Here is a 16,631-nt window from a genome sequence, read left to right as displayed (position 1 = left end):
CGCGGGAGGTAGCTCTGGAGTCGCACACGCTTCGCAGCGTTCAGGAGATGCTCGGCCTCTCCCGAAGCGCCATCGTTCGCTTGGTTGAGCTCGGCTTCGTGAAGCCCAAGAGAGGACCGCGCCAGGCCTACCTGTTCTCGTTCCAGGACGTCGTGCTGCTGCGCACCGCCCACGAGCTCCGCGCGGCGAGCATTCCGAGCGCCAAGATCCTCCGCTCCCTGCGACGCCTGAAGGACGAGCTGCCAGCCGACGCGCCCCTATCGGGCCTGCGGATCACCGCCGTCGGCAAGGACATCGTTGTGCGCACTCGGGACTCGCAATGGGCCGCCGACACCGGGCAGCTTCTGATGGACTTCGATTTGGGCATGCAGGCGCAGGTCGACGCCACTCCGGTGATCCGGCACCTGGCCACGGCCCGGCGCGGCGTGGCTGCCAAGGAGCCCAATGCATCGCCAGAGGATCTATTCGCCCAGGCCGAGGCGCTGGAAGGGGTAGACGACGCCCGTGCCAAGCGGGCCTACGCCCAGGCGATCGCCGTCGCGCCGGATTTCACGAACGCCTACCTGAATCTCGGGGCGATGCTCTGCGAAGGCGGTGACTGTGACGATGCGGTGCGGCTGTTCTCCAAGGGCATCGAGCATCGTCCGAACGAACCGCTCCTCTATTTCAACCGGGCGGTGGCGCTTGAGGATCTGAACCGATTCGAGGAGGCGCTGGCCAGCTACGACATGGCGCTTCAGCTCGATCCCGACCTCGCTGACGCGCATTTCAATGCGGGCCGGCTCTACGACGAGCTTGGCAACAGCCAGAGGGCGATACGGCACTGGAGCGCGTACCGGAGGCTGTCACGATGAGTCGTGAAGCACAAGTCCAGCGCGCAGTATTAGCGCTAGCTGCCCCATGCCCATTCGATGAATGGCTGCTTCTCCGTCTTCCCGGCGATATGCACGGCGCCTTTTGGCATGCAGGGCTCGACGACGACGAGCGATGCCTCGCCATCCTCAGTGGTCGAGCGCGCGACGTATGCGCGTACCTATCGCGCGACGTCGAGAAAGTCCTCGGGTATATGGCGCGGAATCGAAACCGCGATGAAGACAGCACACCGCTGGACGGCGCTGGGCCGCATGTGGCAGAGAGCGCCGACTTCGATTTGGCGCTCTGCGACGATTCGGGATTGAAGCTTGACTTCGAAACGCTCGTTCGAGCGCTAGGCAAGGAGCCCGAGCAAGTGATCGCCGAGTTGATGCGCGAGTACATCCGACGCAGCGGCTGAACCAGGCCGGGTGGCGCGCGCTCAAGGGGAGACGGCAGCTCCGCGTACCGGATCAGCATCCTCGTCCTCGCCACTCGCGCGCGGACCCGCCATGGGGGACTCTTTGGCGAGCGCCATCAGTCGCTCGGTCCCTTGACGAAGCGCATGCGTCCAGCTGTCGTAGCTGCCCTCAGAGGCTTCGAGTTCCTGGTAGACCGACGCATCTTCTGTGCTCTCGATCAGGACCCAATGAAAGACGCCCGGATCCGGTTCGTCTACGGTTACTGCGATCGAGCGGAGGTGGTCAGTCATGAAGGGTGATCTTCCTCGGTAGGATGGCGATGAGGCCGCCATCCTACTTCCCAGGGCTGTCCAGCTGCTGTCCGACGCCGCTGGCGCTGCGGCCTGGTTCGGCTGAGATCTGGAGGTCCAGGAGAGCATGTTCCAGCAGCTTCGCACCTCCTCGATCATCAGTGCCGCCACGTGTCGCGGCACGGCGAAGTGCGGTGACCTTCGTCACTTCTCTTCGTCTTGCTTGTCATTCTTCCCGACCACGCGCAGCTCGGGCGTCTTGCGCTCCGGTGGCGGCTTCTCGCGATGCCGCGTCTTCAAGGTGAAGGAGAGGCCGCGCGCCGATCTTGGTACCGGTTCTGCTTCGGGGAAGTCGTTGGCATCGATGACGGGTTTGCCGCACGCCTCCGCCATGGCCTGCACCTGTGCGAGCACCGTTGCCGGATCGTCACCGGCCACCGTAATGAGCGGCATATGCAGGCGCAGCGACCCGTCCTCGTTGTAGTAGACGCGGTGCAGCTCGAGCGGTGGATCGCCCTCGACGTACAGGTTGACGTGTACCAGGCGGTACTCCCAAGCCCCCGCTGTTCGATCGGTCAAACCAGGAACTCGTCCGGGTTGCGACCAGCGGCGATGGCCTCGCGCAGCCACATGGGGCGCGGACCACGGCCCGGCCACTCGGCGCCGGTCTCAGGGTGGCGGTAGAGCTTGCCGATGGGCCCGAATTTGCCCCTTCACTTCTGCTTCCTGCTCGCCGAAACCCTTCGCTTAGAGGCCACCTTCGCGGCGCGAGGCCCGAAAAGCATCTCCGGTGTCAGATCGTAGGCCTTCACCGCTTCACGAATCTTGCTGACGACGTCGTCCAATTCCCGCGCACGTAGTTTTTCGGCTTGGGCCTGTAGCTTTTCGATTTGGGCCTGAATCTGCTCGTAAGTCTGTGCCAATAGTCTCTCCTGCTTGTGAACCAAGTCTGTGGATTTTATGGGGTCCACACTTGCAGCCCCGCCCTGGGTCAGGGCGGCAGCTTCGATGCGGGCAGAGCTGCGATGATGTTCCTCTTTTGCAGGCTTAATTTCTGCACATGGCTGCCTCACCCCCACTGGCGACGTACAAAGCGAAGCGCAACTTCGCCGTCACCCCAGAGCCGGCGGAGGGCGGCGAGTCGGCGGCTGCCGGCCTCCAGTTCGTGATCCAGAAGCACTGGGCGAGCCGACTGCACTATGACTTCCGCCTCGAGCTGGAGGGCGTGATGCTCAGCTGGGCGATACCGAAGGGGCCGAGCTACGACACGGCCGACAAACGCATGGCGGTGCAGACCGAGGACCACCCCATCTCGTACAACCAGTTCGAGGGGACCATTCCCCCGAAGCAGTACGGGGCGGGCAAGGTGGTGATCTGGGACAAGGGCATCTGGGTGCCGGTCGGCGACCCGCACAAGGGGCTGAGGGGCGGTGACCTGAAGTTCGAGCTCTATGGCCACAAGCTGCGCGGCAGATGGGTCCTCGTGAAGATCAAGAGCCGTGAGGAGAAGCAGAATGCCTGGCTGCTCATCAAGGAGCGCGACGAGTTCGTGCGGCCCGCCAGCGAGTTCAGCGTGGTCGACGAGATGCCCGACAGCGTGGCCGGCCTGCCGCTGCCCGCCGGCGCCGCGGCTCCTACCGAATCCTCGGGCAGCCTGGCTGGGGCGAAGAAGAGCGCCCTGCCCGCGAAGCTTGCGCCCGAGCTCGCCACTCTTGTCGACGCGCCGCCAAGCAACGGCGATGACTGGGTGCTGGAGATCAAGTTCGACGGGTACCGGATGCTGGCGCGGGTGAACGACGCCGGCGTGCGGCTCTTCACCCGCAACGGGCACGACTGGACAAAGAGGCTGCCGCACCTGGCGCGCGACCTGGCCGCCATGAAGCTGCCGCCCTGCTGGCTCGACGGCGAAATCGTGATCCTGAACGACCAGGCACTCCCCGATTTCGGGGCTCTGCAGAACGCCTTCGACAACTCGCGCACGCAGGACATCACGTTCCATCTCTTCGACCTGATGCATTGCGGCGGCCTCGATCTGCGCCAAGTGCCGCTCGTCGAGCGCCGCGCGCAGCTGAAGCGGCTCCTTGAAGACGCGCCTGACTCGCTTCGGTTCAGCGGGGCCTTCGCCGGCGCGCCGCGCGATGTCGTCGCCTCGGCCTGCAAGCTGGGCCTGGAGGGGATCATCGGGAAGCGCAAGGACAGCCCGTACACATCGAGCCGAAGCACCGACTGGATCAAGTTGAAGTGCAGGCAACGCCAGGAGTTCGTTGTTGCCGGCTGGACGCACGTGCGCGGCACGAAATCCGGGATCGGCGCCCTCCTTCTCGCGGCGCATGACGACGCGGGCAATCTGGTCTACGCGGGTAGCGTCGGGTCTGGCGTCAGCGGCAAGGTCGTGCCAACGCTCCAGGAAAAGCTGGCTCCCCTGGCGTCCGAGACCAGTCCATTGCACGGCGCGACGGACGCGGCCGCCCGCGGCGCCCAATGGGTTCGGCCCGAGCTGGTTGTCGAGGTGAGCTTCACCGAATGGACGAAGAGTGGCCACGTCCGGCACCCCGTCTTCCACGGGATTAGGACGGACAAGCCGGCCGAGGCAATCGTCCGTGAAGTGCCGCTACACCTTCGGCCTGCCGCCGGCGCCGAGGTGCAACACACGCTGCCGGCCAAGTTCCGGATCTCGAACCCCGACCGGGTGATCGACCCATCCACCGGCGTCACCAAGATCGAGCTGGTGCGCTTCTACGGGCTGGTGGGGCCGTTGATCCTCGAACACCTGAAAAGCCGCCCTGTGTCGCTCGTACGCGCCCCAGAGGGCATTACCGGCGAGCTGTTCTTCCAGAAGCACTTGGACAAGGGCGAGATCACGGGCGTGCGACAGCTCGACCCGGCGCTGAACCCTGGCCACGCCCAGCTGCTCGAGGTGGCCACCGCGCAAGGTCTGCTCTCGGCCGCACAGCTCAACGTGATCGAGTTCCACACCTGGAATGCCGTCAGGACCGCGATCGGAAAGCCCGATCGGATGACATTCGACCTCGACCCCGGCGAAGGAGTGAAGTGGCCGCAGATGCAACAGGCCGCCGAGCTCGTGCGCGTCTTCCTGGAGCAGCTCGAGCTCGCGTCGTTCGTGAAGACCAGCGGCGGCAAGGGCCTGCACGTTGTGGTGCCGGTGAAGCGCCTCTACGACTGGGACACGGTGAAGGACTTCTCCCAGGCGATCGTTGTGCACCTCGCGCGCACGCTCCCCCAGATCTTCGTGGCCAAGAGCGGGCCGAAGAACCGCGTGGGCAAGATCTTCATCGACTACCTGCGCAACGGCTTCGGCGCCACGACCGCCTCTGCCTGGTCGGCGCGCGCGCGGCCGGGGCTGGGCGTGTCGGTGCCGATCGATTGGGATGAGCTGGCGAAGGTGACCAGCGGAGCTCACTGGAACGTGCGGAACATCCACACCAGGTTGGACAAGGGAAACGAGCCATGGAGCGACTACAACAAGAGCGCACACAGCCTCGGCGGAGCCATGAGCGTGCTCGGATTTCGTTCGTGAGACCTTCGAGAAGGAATTGCGATGGGCGATCATTGGGGATCGCAGTTCTTGAGACCCGGCTAGGGGCACGCGCAGCCATGGAAAAAGTACAGACCATCCGAACGATTGCCGAGTTGGCCAGCATCCCTGAGGGAGATCTCCCATCGTGCTTGGCCGCATTGCACCGCGGAATCGTCGAAGCCAGGCGCCAGCATGCGGTTGCCTTGTGCGAAGGCCTGATCGCGTCCGAGGTGGCTTTCGAGTTCTCAACATTCATTTGGAGGCCGACAGGAAAGCGCGAAGCCTTTTCGGCCTTGGCTGCGAAACTTGGTCCCGAGACACCCGTCGGTGAACTGCCTGTTCGGCCGAGCGTCCGCTTCGTTCTCCATCAGAAGAACGTCTTCTGCTTGGAGGACCTGTCTGCAATCAGCGAGAACGAGCTGCTCCGAGGTGATGGCGTTGGCGTCAAGACTGTCGGGCGTTTGCGGGAGCTGTTGCAGAGCATCGGACTGGACCTTCTTCCGAACCCGGACCAGAGAGGCCGTGAGTTCGACGAGAGCCGAGCGCTCAGGCGCCTTCCCGATGAGGCGCGAGCCTCGTCGCTCAAGGGGCTCAGCGACACCAATTCGATCTCCCATCTGGGACTCCGCGGTGGCACCCTCCGCAGGGCTCTACGCGCCGGTTTCAGGATTATTGGTGAACTCCGCGCCACAAGCCCGAGGGTCCTTGCTACGCGGTTCGGCCGTTCCGAGCGGCGTGAGATCTACGCAAGGCTCCTCGAGACGGGGATTGCGTTTTCGGAAACGCCCTCGCCCACTGAGCTCTGGAAGAATGGGCTGGTCGCTCGCGATGAGCTGCAGTTCCCGGATGAGCCCGAAACGCCGCTGGCGGACCTTCAGCCATGGCTCGGTGCCGCCTTCAAGCCCCTGCAAAAGCGCGGAATGAAAGATCTAGGCGCACTGCTTGCTGCAGCCGATCGAAATGAGCTGGCGAGCATCAGTGGAATCGGCAAAAGCACCGCGGACAAGCTTGTCGAGCTGATCGAGACCCATCGCACTGTCTAGTTTTTACAGGTTGGCGCCCTTGAACGGGAGTGCCGACTCTACCCGAGAAGAATATGGACTCACCTCTACCATGCCTTGTCTTCTGTGCTGCGGCCGCTTTAATCCCATTACCCGCGCACGCCAACGATTCCGAGCCTTCGATAGCGCACTTCGAGAGGCTCGAGCGCGCAGCCATGACAGGTGATTACCAAGCGCAGCGCAACGTTGCGTATTGGCTGAGCGGTGGCAATGCCGGTGCGCCGCCCCTCGACCCGATTCGCGCTTGTGCCTGGCGCTACGTGATCCTTGCCTCAGGCAATCGGCAAGTCGATGACAGCGATGTGAGCAACAAACAGCTTTACTGCGACAAGAGACTTGATGCGCCCTCGCGGCAGGATGCAAAGGTGCAATCCGAAATGCTGCTGAAGCGAATCAGAGTCAAGTAGCGACCGCATTAGTGGCTATCCTCTCCCGCGAAGGCTTCCGCGCAATGCAGGAATGCTCTCGCATCCTCCTTGAGGAGGATGACTCCAGCAAGCGGCGCTGAACAATGTTGCTCCTTTGTCCTGAAGGAGCGACCCATGGCCACTGTTCAGCGCTTCATCTTGCTGCCACCGCGCGGCACCACAACCGCCGCTTTCCCAGGGAACGCGCACGTCAGCACGTTCATGCGCACGCTGACTGTCGCACCCCGACGTAGTGCTGCGAACAAGAACCTGCGTGTCATCGACTCGACCCATGAGAACGGCATCAAGCTGGTCGAGATGACGCCGGAAGGCGTGATGGCTCTGCGCCAGGAAGAACCTGGCGTGCGGATCGTTCCCGAGGTGTTTTACGACGTAGCCCGCGCCCCAAGGCCGCAACTGCTCAGCAGGGCGAAAACAAGCTCAGGCGCCGCTCCGGCGCTCTCGCAGCTGTCCCTTGTTGTCGAGCGCAGTGGCTCGCCCGTCGCTGGCGCTCTCGTCGTGGCGTTCACCGACTACGCGAATCAGATCGGGGATCAGGGGACCACCCGCGCGAATGGCAGTGTCTCGCTGAAGGTCGGTGCGAGAGCACGCATCGAGCGCTTGTATGTGTATCCGCTGCAGGGCTGCTGGCCCATGGTGTTTCGCAACGTGCAGTTGCCCTCCTCGACGCCGTTTGAGTTGCCAGCCATCGATTTCAACAAGCCCGACGCGTTGCAGCACTTCCGCGGCAGCAACCCGGGGGGAGATGGGGCTCAGGTGGTCGTGGGCATTGTGGACACGGGCTGCGGACCCCATCCTGATTTAGCGGTGGCCGGTGGACTCAACACAGTGATCGGCGAGAACCCGGCGGATTTCGGGGACAACGGCGATCAGCATGGCACGCATGTAGCAGGCATTGTCGCGTCGAGCGGTGCCGCGCCCTCCGCGATGGCAGGCATCGCACCCACTGTATCGCTTCGCTCTTATCGCGTATTCCCCCGCGGGCGGTCGGCGTCCAACTATTCCATCGCCAAGGCCATCGATGCGGCTGTTTCCGATGGCTGTGATTTGATCAACCTTAGTCTGGGTTCACAAGGCCTTGCCGACCCGGCGACCAGCTCAGCGATTGCCGATGCTCGCGGTGCCGGCGTCGCGGTGTTCTGCGCGTCCGGCAACGACGGGCTACCCAGTGTCAGTCAACCGGCGGCTGATCAACGGGCCGTGGCGGTGGGGTGCTTCGGACGAAAGGGCTCGTCACCAAGGAATTCGGTGGCGGATGGCAGTCTGGGCAGGGCAAGCACACTGGACAAGGCGAACAGGATGGCAACCTTCTCCAACCATGGCGTCGAAATCGACATGGCCGGTCCCGGCGTCGGCATCATTTCGACCGTGCCTGGCGGCAACTGGGCCGTCATGGACGGCACTTCGATGGCGTGCCCGGCGGTCGTCGGCATGGTTTCGAGGCTGCTTTCGGCCAATGCCGCCGTCCGCACCATGGCGCGCGACCAGGCGCGCTCTGACGCGATCCTGAAATTGGCCTTTCAAGCGGCAAGGAAGCTGGGCTTCGGTCCACAATATGAGGGAAATGGCTGGATCGCATAGTGCTCGGCAACGCTTCGTCCTTCGCAGGACGGCGGGCGACCCATCGCCTGTCGATTTGCCTGCCCGGCTGCAGCAAACGCCTGGCGTCACGGTGATCGACGCTTCCCCTCGCATGATGTTGGTGGATGCTGCTCAGACGACGCTTGAGCGCGTCGTCCGTAGCTGCGCCGGCTGGGAGATCGTGCCGGAGAGCTACAGCCCGCTGCCGGACACACGCAATAAGCTTCGCGGTGGCTGACCGCCTCGAAGACGACTCGCGAGGCAGGGTGATCGTCCTTTTCCTGTAGTTTGATACGGTTTGCTCCGGAAGCCTTTGCTGGCGCGGGTTTTCGGGTGCCGGAGCGGCGCTCAGGCGCTCTCGGACTCTCGCTCAGCGAGGATAGCTTCTGCCTGAGCAACCATGCCCATGAAGTCGTCACGCTCCTTCTGGCGCAGAGCTTCACCGCGCAGGTCACTGAAGCGCATGTGGAATGCATGGCCTGTCAGGGTGACGGATCCGTCCGCCACGGTGCGGCGGTTCGGCGTGTTGCCGCTCATATCGAGGCCGGTCTTGCTGCTGATCGCGATGGCGCGCACGCACTACTCCGACATGGATGGATCACCTTCGTTCTCAACCCGCACGCTCGGCACGCCGATGATGCGGAACTTCGTGGCATTGCGAGCGTTGCCCGAGCCAACGCGGACCGACCACAGGCAGCGGGGCAGCTTCCCCGTGCGGGCTTGGGTGTCGATGACGGCACCTGGATAGAGCCACGCTGAGAGCACACGGGCGAAGAGATGAGCGAGTGCCTTGCGCGTCGTGTTCCAGGCTGCATGGGTCTGGTCGTGCGCCTCGAGCGCGCCGAGCATGTCGTCTTCTAGCGGGCCGATCGGCTGCTCCTGATCGAAGTGGCGAGCGGCGGCGCAGACGTTGTGATCGATGGTCATAGAACTCACAGTACTTTCAGCTCGCCGAGGCGCGCTTCTTCTTCATGTAATTGGCGAATGCCCAGCGGTTGCGGATCTTCGGCTTCCGAGCGCGGGAGGTCGACGCCTTGCGAGGTGCGCGTGTCTTCGCGGTGCGCGCGCTGCCTGTCGCCGATCCCCGCCGGGCCTTCGGTGCAGGACCGCCCATCCAGACCAACTCGGCCGGCGCGATGCCGAGCATCTCGCTCTTGAGCGAAGCTGGCGTTAGGGCATCGAACCGTTGCGCGACCTTCTGCGCTGCAGCCGCATAGCCGCTGCGAATCTCCTCAGGCTGTTCGACGAGCCACACCAGGTCGGCGACAGCCGCCGTCGTCGGCACCACAATACTCAACTCGCGCGCCAGCTCGAACGCAGGCCGCTGATCGGGGCCAGAACGCATTGCGTCCAGAAGTTCGTAGGGCATCCGGTCGTCCGAGGCAGAGCACCATGCCATCACGTCCTGAAGGGGCACTCCGGAGAGGGCCAGCGACATGATTTCGACCCACTCCTCTGTGCCAAGCTCGAACTCGAAGGCGCCGATGTCGCTGATTCGCCGCAGGACCGATACCGGCTCGCGCTGCAGCTCTTCCGATGCTTCTTCGATGGTTCGACCGCCATTGATGGCTGCGAGGAGCTTCTTGTCGTCGCTCTTGAGCCAAGCGTTCAGGGTGCGAGCGAATACGAGAGGGGCCGAGGTCATGCGAACTACCTTACGGAGGCGACTCTCGATACGTCAAGGACGGGCGAAAATAATCCGATGCTTCCTTCTGCCGCACAACCATGAACGCCCCATCGTCGTCGCTGGCGCCGCAGGCTGAAGGCGCTCTGGAGGAGGCATTGAACGTGGATGGATCGAGCGTTTTCAATCGGATCGCGCTGGAGGTGGGCATCCCCGATGGCGCGCTCACGCTAAGGAAGATCCAGATCCTCTACTGGCTTCGTTCCCGGCACCCGCCGACCAAGCCGGAGGTGGTCAGGGAGCTGGCGAACTGGCGCGGGTCAGGCCGCAACGACGTCGTTCCACTGGAGGGCGCCGCCTCGGCGCCGGGGCTACTGGATCCGATGGTCAAGAACGATCTGCTGTGGGAGATGGGAGCGCCTGTGAAGCGGCTCGTGGTCTCCCCGAAGGGCATCGCCCTCCTGTCGCGCCTGCACCCGGCCTGTGAGGATCTCGATTTGCCGTGGAGGCTTGCGCGATGGGCCGCTGATTGGCCGGCGGCGAGCTCCGAGGTCGAGCGCTTCGCTCGAACGACGATTTCCAGGCAGCGCGGGTTCGTCGGCCCCGTTTAGGATCGATGATCGAGTTACCCGCGCCGCCAATGTCCATCGAGACCTACCAGCAGAAGTTCGCACGCCTCAACGTCAACGTTGCAGGCGGCCGTGCGAGCCTGCACAAGATTTGCATGCTGTTGGCCGTGCTCGACCTCGCCCGAAGCGGGGGGCTCACCGAGAATCGGATCTACTACGCGCCGCCTCTTCTGGAGCGATACGCCCGGTTCTTCGACGCTGTGCGTAGCCCGACGGACCATCGCAACCCCTACTTTCCGTTCTTCCATTTGTCAGGGCGTCTGCGGGGCGCCGGCGAAAGCTTCTGGCACCTCCACGCAGCGCCCGGGCGGGAGGAGGTCCTGGAGTCGATGGACACCGCACGCAGCAACGCGGCGATCCTGGAGAACGTCGCCTTTGCTTCCCTCGACGAGGAGCTTTTCCAGTTGCTCCAGGCGCCCGAAAACGTCGAAGCGCTGGGCGACGCGTTGTCTACCGCATGGTTCGATCGCGGGCTGAGCGAACTGCGCGTCGTTGTCGCTCAGGCGAGTGAGATCAGCCGCTATGAACACCAGCTCCGAGCAGGGCCGTCGCTCCAGGCGCGGCCGCAGGCGCCGCCTGCGTACGTGCGTGATCCAGCTTTCCGGCGGGTCGTGACAGAACTCTACGACTACAGGTGCGCGGCGACTGGCCTTCGGCTCGTGCTGCTGGACGGCACGGCAATGGTCGAGGCGGCGCATATCCATCCCTTCAGCGAAGCGCAGGACGATGATCCGCGCAACGGGCTCGCGCTCACGCCGAACATGCACTGGGCGATGGATCACGATCTCATCGCGCCTGGCCCAGATTTCAAGTGGCACGTCGCATCTCGACTGGACAGCCGCATAGCAGATCACAGGCCGCTGATCGAGCTGGCGGGGAAGGATCTGATCCCGCCAAGGGAGCCTCGGATGTACCCGAAGCTCGAAGCGCTTCAGTGGCGTCTGGCGAGGCTCGAGGCGGCCGGAAGGTAACCCCGTTTGCAACGGAGCTTAGCTACAGCCGCGTCCTGCGGGGCGGCGCTACGGGGGCGGGCGTTGTGTCCTGCTCCGGGGAGGCCCGAGGCGGCAGGTCGACGATCAGCCCATGCGTGTTGAGCAGCTCGAGCGCTTCGATCTTGCTGAACTCCTGGCTGGCAACGACGAACTTCATCTCGTACGAGCCCAACACGATTACGTCGCCGTGGGCCAGCACCTGGTCCTTGACCTTGTGGCCGTTCACGAATGTGCCGTTGCGGCTGCCGAGGTCCTGGATCGTGACGAAGGCCTGCTCGACCGTGATGACGGCATGTGCGCGGCTTGCGTCCGCGGCCTCAATCACGATCTGGTTCTCGGGGCCTCTGCCGATTGTGTTCTCGTGGGGCTGGAGCGCCACTTGACGAACCCCGCCGTCGGCCTCGCGCATCAACAATCTCGGCATCAGGCACCCCGGCCAACGTGAGTGATGGCTCTGGGAGCGCCGTGGCTCGGTCCCTCTGGCCCTTGGTTCGTGTGCGACATGCGAGTTTTTCCCTGGACTGGCTGTGCAGTAATCGATTTTCGCGGCGGACGCTTTCCGTAGTGAGGAGGTCTAGCTTGGTGGTGTGTAGGCGAGAATCCGGCCTGGAGGACAGTGGAGCTGAACCAGCAGATCAAGATCGTCGGTCCGGAGGGGGGCGTCTATCGCTTGGCTGAAGCGATGCATGTGTTCGACCATGACCGCCTGCTCGGGACTGTTGATCCGGTCCTGGTGAGCGACGACCTCTCCGAGGTGCACTTGGAGCATTTCCACCCTTCCGAGTTCGTGCTCGCTGCGGACTTCAACATAGGAGGCCTGGTCTTCCTGGAGATCTGCGCGTTCCTGTGCCACAAGTTCGATAGCGTTGGAGTGATCTCCTTCGTTCTCTCGCGTCCGTTCCCCGGCCTAGGCCCTGGAACGAAGCAGGCTCTACTTCGCGCGGACCTGATGACGCGCATCGGGGCCGCGGACATTCAGATCGGTCCGAAACCGGACCGACTGCCTGGGCACTTCGCCGTTTCTGGCATCTGGAGATACGGGGACCAGACGGTTGCCGCGCTGATGGACGTGCTCGAGGACGAGCGGCGGAAGTATGCGGAATGGAAGACGCGGTCCAAACTCACCTTGCTTGGGCGACTGCGCAATGCCCTGCTGCGTCAGCGCGAGCGATAGGCGCCAAGCACTCGGAGCATCACATGGCGAACCGATGCGCGTCCGCCGACTGTTCGTCTTCATGAGCGCCCTCGTCCGGCTCATCTAGAAGCGCCTTGATCCGCATGGCGTAGGTCTGCCCGATCGTCTTCTCGGCCTCGGCCGCAAAGCGCTCGATCTCGCTGGCAATGGTCGCTTCGTCTGTCCCCGGCCGGAACAGGGCCCAGCAAGTCGAGAGCGCATTACGACCCTCGCTCCAGTAGGCGCCGGTGAGCACGTGGTTGCCGTCGCTGTTCTGGCGGCAGTACACGAACGCAGTCCTGCCGCCCGCTGCGGTGTCGTAGTCCTTGCTCGCCACGTCCACGCGCGCGCGATGGTGGACCAGCCGCGTGCCACCAGTGCCTTGGCGAACTGGGCTTGGATGGGTGTTGCCGTCGAATTCATTCTCAAGGTCTCTGTCGCTGAAACCGTTGACGATGCCACGCGGGCGCGATATCCGGCGATATTTTTTCAGGCGCGCTCTACGCGGGAGTCACTGCACCGTGCCGTCGGCGCCCGGGATCGAAGTAGAGCCATGTGGAACGTCCTCAGCGGAAGTCACGGCTGGACGTGCGCAATGTGCCCAGGAGAGGCGTGTGGTCGACCAGCTTCGCCGCCACCAGGGACTGGACGCCCTTCTCGCTCTGCCAGGTCCCCTCCACACTCAGCAGCTTGGCGCCCAGCAGGACCGTGCGCTGTTCCTCCGCGACCTGGGGCCACACGATGATGTTGACCGTGCCGGTCTCGTCCTCAAGGGTCGCGAAGATGACGCCCTTTGCAGTGCTCGGGCGTTGCCGATGCGTCACGATCCCGCTCGCGCGCACCGTCTGCCGATCCTTCGCGCGGACGCGCAGATCCTCGGAGGTCTTGATGCCCCACTCGGCGAGTTGCGGCCGGATGATGGCGAGCGGATGGCGGCGCAGGCTCAGCCCGATCGAGCCGTAGTCATCGGCGATCTCGGACCCCTCCTCCGGCGTCGCGAACTGGATCTCGTCCTCGAAGGTGCGTGCCTGGCGCAGCATCTTCGTCGGGCGTGTGTCCACGCCCTTGGCGGCCCACACCGCATCGGGCCGGCGCCCGGCCAGGCCGAGCAGCGCATCGGCGCTCGACAGGCACTTGAGATCGTGCGCGTCGAGCTGCGCGCGCATCGCCAAGTCCTCCACGCTAGCGAAAGGTTTCTCCGCGCGCGCTGCGACGATGCGCTTCGTCGCTTCCTCGCGCATGCCGTTGATTCGGCCCAGGCCCAGGCGAACCGCGCGCAGCGGCTGCTCGTAGGTCGTGTCCCAGCGTTTGGAAGCCGGGCCTTGCACGGCCTCCTCAAGCGTCGAGTCCCACACGCTGATCGTCACGTCGACCGGGCGCACAACGACGCCGTGCTCGCGCGCATCGCGCACCAACTGGGCAGGTGCGTAGAAGCCCATGGGCTGGGAGTTGAGCAGGCCGGCGAGCATCGCGTCGGGATGGTGGCGCTTTAGCCAGCAGCTCACGTACACCAAGTGCGCGAAGCTGGCGGCGTGCGACTCGGGGAAGCCGTAGCTGCCGAAGCCTTCAACTTGCTTGGCAAGGCGCTGCGCGAATTCTTCGGTGTAGCCCTTCTTCAGCATCCGTTCGGTGAGCTTGCGCTGGTGCACTTCCAGGCCGCCGCGCTTGCGCCAGGCACCCATCGCTCGCCGCAGCTGATCAGCCTCGCCGGCGGTGAAGTCGGCGGCAACCATAGCGATCGCCATGACCTGCTCCTGGAAGAGCGGGATGCCCAGCGTGCGTTCCGTTGCCTGCTTGATTTCCTCGCTCGGGTAGGTCACCGCCTCTTCGCCCATGCGACGACGCAGGTACGGGTGAACCATGCCGCCCTGAATCGGACCCGGTCGCACGATCGCGACCTGGATGACGAGGTCGTAGAAGGTGCGCGGCTGCATGCGGGGAAGCATGCTCATCTGCGCTCGGCTCTCGATCTGGAACACACCCACGGTGTCGGCCTTGCAGATCATGTCGTAGGTGGCCGGGTCCTCGGCGGGCACGTCCTGCATGCGCATGGGCGGGCCGCCCGCCTTCTCGCCGGCCAGGTCGAGCGCGCGGTGGATCGCCGTGAGCATGCCCAACGCCAGGATGTCGACCTTGATGAGCCCGGTCGAGTCGAGATCGTCCTTGTCCCACTGGATGATGGAGCGGTTGTCCATCGCCGCGTTCTCGACCGGTACCAGCCGGCTGATCTTGTCACGGCCGATCACGAAGCCGCCAGGGTGCTGGCTCAGATGCCGCGGGAAGCCGCGGATGGTGTCGGCCAGCGTCAGCCAGTGCACGACCGTCGAATCCGTGGGGTCGATCTCGTTTTCGAGCAGGCACGCCTCGCTGATCCACTTCTCATCGGTCCCGTACGCGGTCTTCGCCAGCCGATCGACTTTGTCGTCGTCGATGCCCATCGCCTTGCCGACATCACGCAGTGCCGATTTCGTGCGGTACGTCGTGGCCACGGCGGTGAGCGCCGCGCGATCGCGCCCGTACTTTTCGTAGATGTACTGCATCGCTTCCTCGCGCCGCTGATGCTCGAAGTCGACGTCGATGTCGGGCGGTTCCCTGCGCTCCACGGAAATGAAGCGCTCGAAGAGCACGCTCATGCGATCGGGATCCACATTGGTCACCTCAAGGCAATAGCAGACCGCGCTATTGGCGGCCGAGCCGCGTCCTTGGCAGAGGATGTTCCGGTCACGCGCCCAATGCACGATGTCAGCAACTGTCAGGAAGTAGCTCTCGTATTCCAACTGCGCGATGATCTTGAGCTCGTGCTCGATCTGCTGGCGGACCTTGTCGGGCAGGCCATTCGGGTACCGGCGGCGCGCGCCCTCGTAGGTGAGCTTGCGCAGGTGCGATGCGGGCGTCTCGCCTTCAGGCACGACCTCGCGCGGGTATTCGTACTTCAGCTCCTCGAGTGAGAACGTGCACAGGCTCGCGACGCGCACGGTCTCTTCTATCCATTCGGCCGGCACCTGGTCCATCAGCGCCGCGCGACCGCGCAAGTACGCCTCGGCGTTGACCTGCAGCGCGTAGCCCGCGGCCTCCACGGTCTTACCGATGCGCACCGAGGTGAGCACGTCCTGCACCTTCTTGCGCTTGCTCGTGTGCATCACCGGGCTCGAGCTGGCCAGGATCCGCAGGCCGGTGCGCTCGGCGACCTGCTCGACGGTCCAGAGGCGCAGCTCGTCGTCCATCAGGAGCGGGCGCGGTGCCACGAGCCAGGCTCGCCCAGGGAACCAGGTCTTCATCCACATCGCCTGGGCGAAGAGCGACTCGACGGTGGCGTCCGGCTCGGGCAACAGGAGCGCCAGGCAGCCCGGCATGCCGGCCAAGTGGGGCGCTTGGATGTTTTTGCCCTCAACGTCCGTCACCAGGGCGCTGTACGTGCCCTTGGCAGCCCGCCGGCGCGCAAGCGTGATGCACTCGCAGAGGTTCCCCCACCCCAGCTTGTTCTGGGCCAGGAACACGATCCTGGCATGCGGGTGGCCGCTCTGGGTGGTCAGGAGGATCTCGCTGCCGCAGATAAAGTGCAGACTGGCCTCCCGGGCGGCGAGGTGGGCGCGAACGACGCCCGAGACCGAGCATTCATCGGTCAGGGCTATGGCCGAGTAGAGCTTGGCCGCGGCGCGCTCCACCAACTCCTCGGGCTGTGACGCACCGATAAGGAAGGTGAAGGTCGAGCGGCAGTGCAGCTCGGCGAATGGCGGGGGCTCGTACATACTGGATATAAAACCAGTATCTCCGATCGCGTCGGACTGCTGTGTCGGGTTTTTTCGCCGTGGGAGCCCTTCAGCGCATCTGTTTGTCGTAAAAAATTGCCCCGTTCGCTGTCGGTGTCGGGAAATCCTAAAACCTAGGATCGGCAGAGTGGGCGCCAGTCCAGGAACGTTGGGGCAAAAAAGGCGACAAAGTTGCTTATCGGCCTTAATATTTCCGACAGATCTGCCCACTGGGGGCGGAACGGGCCAAGAAAATGCGACAAGACGACCTCCTCTACCTCAATGCAGAGC

General features: G+C 64.2%; 19 protein-coding genes. 9 read left to right on the top strand and 10 right to left on the bottom strand.

Annotation, left to right across the window (positions count from 1 at the left end):
- The first annotated feature begins 14 nt into the window (after positions 1–14).
- Together APY03_RS33330 and APY03_RS33325 are read left to right on the top strand one after the other, a co-directional pair.
- Positions 15–854 carry a tetratricopeptide repeat protein gene (locus tag APY03_RS33330; RefSeq protein WP_332112736.1) on the top strand — a complete coding sequence of 280 codons (840 nt, stop codon included), beginning with the start codon at positions 15–17 and terminating at the stop codon, positions 852–854.
- The gene (locus APY03_RS33325; protein ID WP_146039614.1) at positions 851–1,273 is read left to right on the top strand and encodes a hypothetical protein; all 423 of its coding nucleotides are present in this window, start codon (positions 851–853) and stop codon (positions 1,271–1,273) included. The genes APY03_RS33330 and APY03_RS33325 overlap by 4 nt, the downstream gene beginning before the upstream one ends.
- A gap of 21 nt (positions 1,274–1,294) precedes the next feature.
- Here APY03_RS33325 and APY03_RS33320 read toward each other — a convergent pair whose 3' ends face one another.
- From APY03_RS33320 to APY03_RS45770, 4 genes are all read right to left on the bottom strand, one after another.
- Positions 1,295–1,564, bottom strand: a complete 270-nt coding sequence (locus tag APY03_RS33320; protein ID WP_068684034.1) for a hypothetical protein — start codon at positions 1,562–1,564, stop codon at positions 1,295–1,297.
- A gap of 204 nt (positions 1,565–1,768) precedes the next feature.
- Positions 1,769–2,143: a hypothetical protein gene (locus tag APY03_RS33315; protein WP_068684032.1), complete on the bottom strand. Its 375-nt coding sequence runs from the start codon at positions 2,141–2,143 to the stop codon at positions 1,769–1,771.
- On the bottom strand, positions 2,140–2,259 hold the full coding sequence (locus tag APY03_RS45775) for an H-NS family nucleoid-associated regulatory protein (RefSeq protein WP_102906051.1): 120 nt from the start codon (positions 2,257–2,259) through the stop codon (positions 2,140–2,142). Before APY03_RS45775 ends, APY03_RS33315 begins: the two co-directional genes overlap by 4 nt.
- Positions 2,260–2,277: 18 nt before the next feature.
- A complete protein-coding gene (locus APY03_RS45770; protein ID WP_162487249.1) occupies positions 2,278–2,487 on the bottom strand; it encodes an H-NS family nucleoid-associated regulatory protein in 210 nt (69 codons plus the stop codon).
- 137 nt (positions 2,488–2,624) lie between these two features.
- On the opposite strand from APY03_RS45770, the gene ligD reads away from it, so the two are divergent.
- The 4 genes from ligD to APY03_RS33290 all read left to right on the top strand — a co-directional run bounded on the left by ligD (position 2,625) and on the right by APY03_RS33290 (position 8,172).
- Complete coding sequence (gene ligD / locus APY03_RS33305) at positions 2,625–5,102, top strand: DNA ligase D (RefSeq protein WP_068684028.1); 2,478 nt, start codon at positions 2,625–2,627, stop codon at positions 5,100–5,102.
- A gap of 77 nt (positions 5,103–5,179) precedes the next feature.
- Positions 5,180–6,145 (top strand): helix-hairpin-helix domain-containing protein, encoded by a 966-nt coding sequence (locus APY03_RS33300; protein WP_162487250.1) that lies wholly within the window; start codon positions 5,180–5,182, stop codon positions 6,143–6,145.
- A 173-nt stretch (positions 6,146–6,318) separates the two neighbouring features.
- On the top strand, positions 6,319–6,570 hold the full coding sequence (locus APY03_RS33295; protein WP_083944729.1) for a hypothetical protein: 252 nt from the start codon (positions 6,319–6,321) through the stop codon (positions 6,568–6,570).
- Positions 6,571–6,705: 135 nt separating this feature from the next.
- Positions 6,706–8,172 carry a S8 family peptidase gene (locus APY03_RS33290; RefSeq protein ID WP_068684024.1) on the top strand — a complete coding sequence of 489 codons (1,467 nt, stop codon included), beginning with the start codon at positions 6,706–6,708 and terminating at the stop codon, positions 8,170–8,172.
- A gap of 348 nt (positions 8,173–8,520) precedes the next feature.
- Here the strand turns inward: APY03_RS33290 and APY03_RS33280 are convergent, their stop codons facing one another.
- From APY03_RS33280 to APY03_RS33270, 3 genes are read right to left on the bottom strand one after another with little or no spacing between them, the layout of a single operon-like run.
- The gene (locus APY03_RS33280; RefSeq protein WP_068684020.1) at positions 8,521–8,748 is read right to left on the bottom strand and encodes a hypothetical protein; all 228 of its coding nucleotides are present in this window, start codon (positions 8,746–8,748) and stop codon (positions 8,521–8,523) included.
- Between the two features lie 3 nt (positions 8,749–8,751).
- Positions 8,752–9,099: a hypothetical protein gene (locus APY03_RS33275; RefSeq protein WP_068684018.1), complete on the bottom strand. Its 348-nt coding sequence runs from the start codon at positions 9,097–9,099 to the stop codon at positions 8,752–8,754.
- Between the two features lie 16 nt (positions 9,100–9,115).
- Positions 9,116–9,817: a hypothetical protein gene (locus tag APY03_RS33270; RefSeq protein WP_068684017.1), complete on the bottom strand. Its 702-nt coding sequence runs from the start codon at positions 9,815–9,817 to the stop codon at positions 9,116–9,118.
- A 137-nt stretch (positions 9,818–9,954) separates the two neighbouring features.
- On the opposite strand from APY03_RS33270, the gene APY03_RS33265 reads away from it, so the two are divergent.
- A complete protein-coding gene (locus APY03_RS33265) occupies positions 9,955–10,407 on the top strand; it encodes a hypothetical protein (RefSeq protein ID WP_232324507.1) in 453 nt (150 codons plus the stop codon).
- 29 nt (positions 10,408–10,436) lie between these two features.
- Positions 10,437–11,396 carry an HNH endonuclease gene (locus APY03_RS33260; RefSeq protein WP_162487251.1) on the top strand — a complete coding sequence of 320 codons (960 nt, stop codon included), beginning with the start codon at positions 10,437–10,439 and terminating at the stop codon, positions 11,394–11,396.
- Positions 11,397–11,418: 22 nt separating this feature from the next.
- Here APY03_RS33260 and APY03_RS33255 read toward each other — a convergent pair whose 3' ends face one another.
- Entirely contained in the window at positions 11,419–11,841 is a 423-nt protein-coding gene (locus tag APY03_RS33255; RefSeq protein ID WP_083944727.1) for an FHA domain-containing protein, read from the bottom strand.
- A 192-nt stretch (positions 11,842–12,033) separates the two neighbouring features.
- Here APY03_RS33255 and APY03_RS33250 point away from each other — a divergent pair, with 192 nt between their 5' ends.
- The gene (locus APY03_RS33250) at positions 12,034–12,591 is read left to right on the top strand and encodes a hypothetical protein (RefSeq protein WP_068684004.1); all 558 of its coding nucleotides are present in this window, start codon (positions 12,034–12,036) and stop codon (positions 12,589–12,591) included.
- Positions 12,592–12,610: 19 nt separating this feature from the next.
- Here the strand turns inward: APY03_RS33250 and APY03_RS33245 are convergent, their stop codons facing one another.
- Both APY03_RS33245 and APY03_RS33240 read right to left on the bottom strand, forming a co-directional pair.
- Positions 12,611–12,934, bottom strand: coding sequence for a hypothetical protein (locus tag APY03_RS33245; RefSeq protein WP_068683998.1), 324 nt, complete (start codon positions 12,932–12,934; stop codon positions 12,611–12,613).
- Positions 12,935–13,157: 223 nt separating this feature from the next.
- On the bottom strand, positions 13,158–16,340 hold the full coding sequence (locus APY03_RS33240) for an error-prone DNA polymerase (RefSeq protein WP_068683996.1): 3,183 nt from the start codon (positions 16,338–16,340) through the stop codon (positions 13,158–13,160).
- Positions 16,341–16,631 lie beyond the last annotated feature (291 nt).

Origin of the sequence: Variovorax sp. WDL1 (assembly GCF_001541225.1) — a bacterium.
Taxonomy (GTDB): Bacteria; Pseudomonadota; Gammaproteobacteria; order Burkholderiales; family Burkholderiaceae_C; genus Variovorax.
This window is presented reverse-complemented; position numbering and strand designations above follow the sequence as displayed.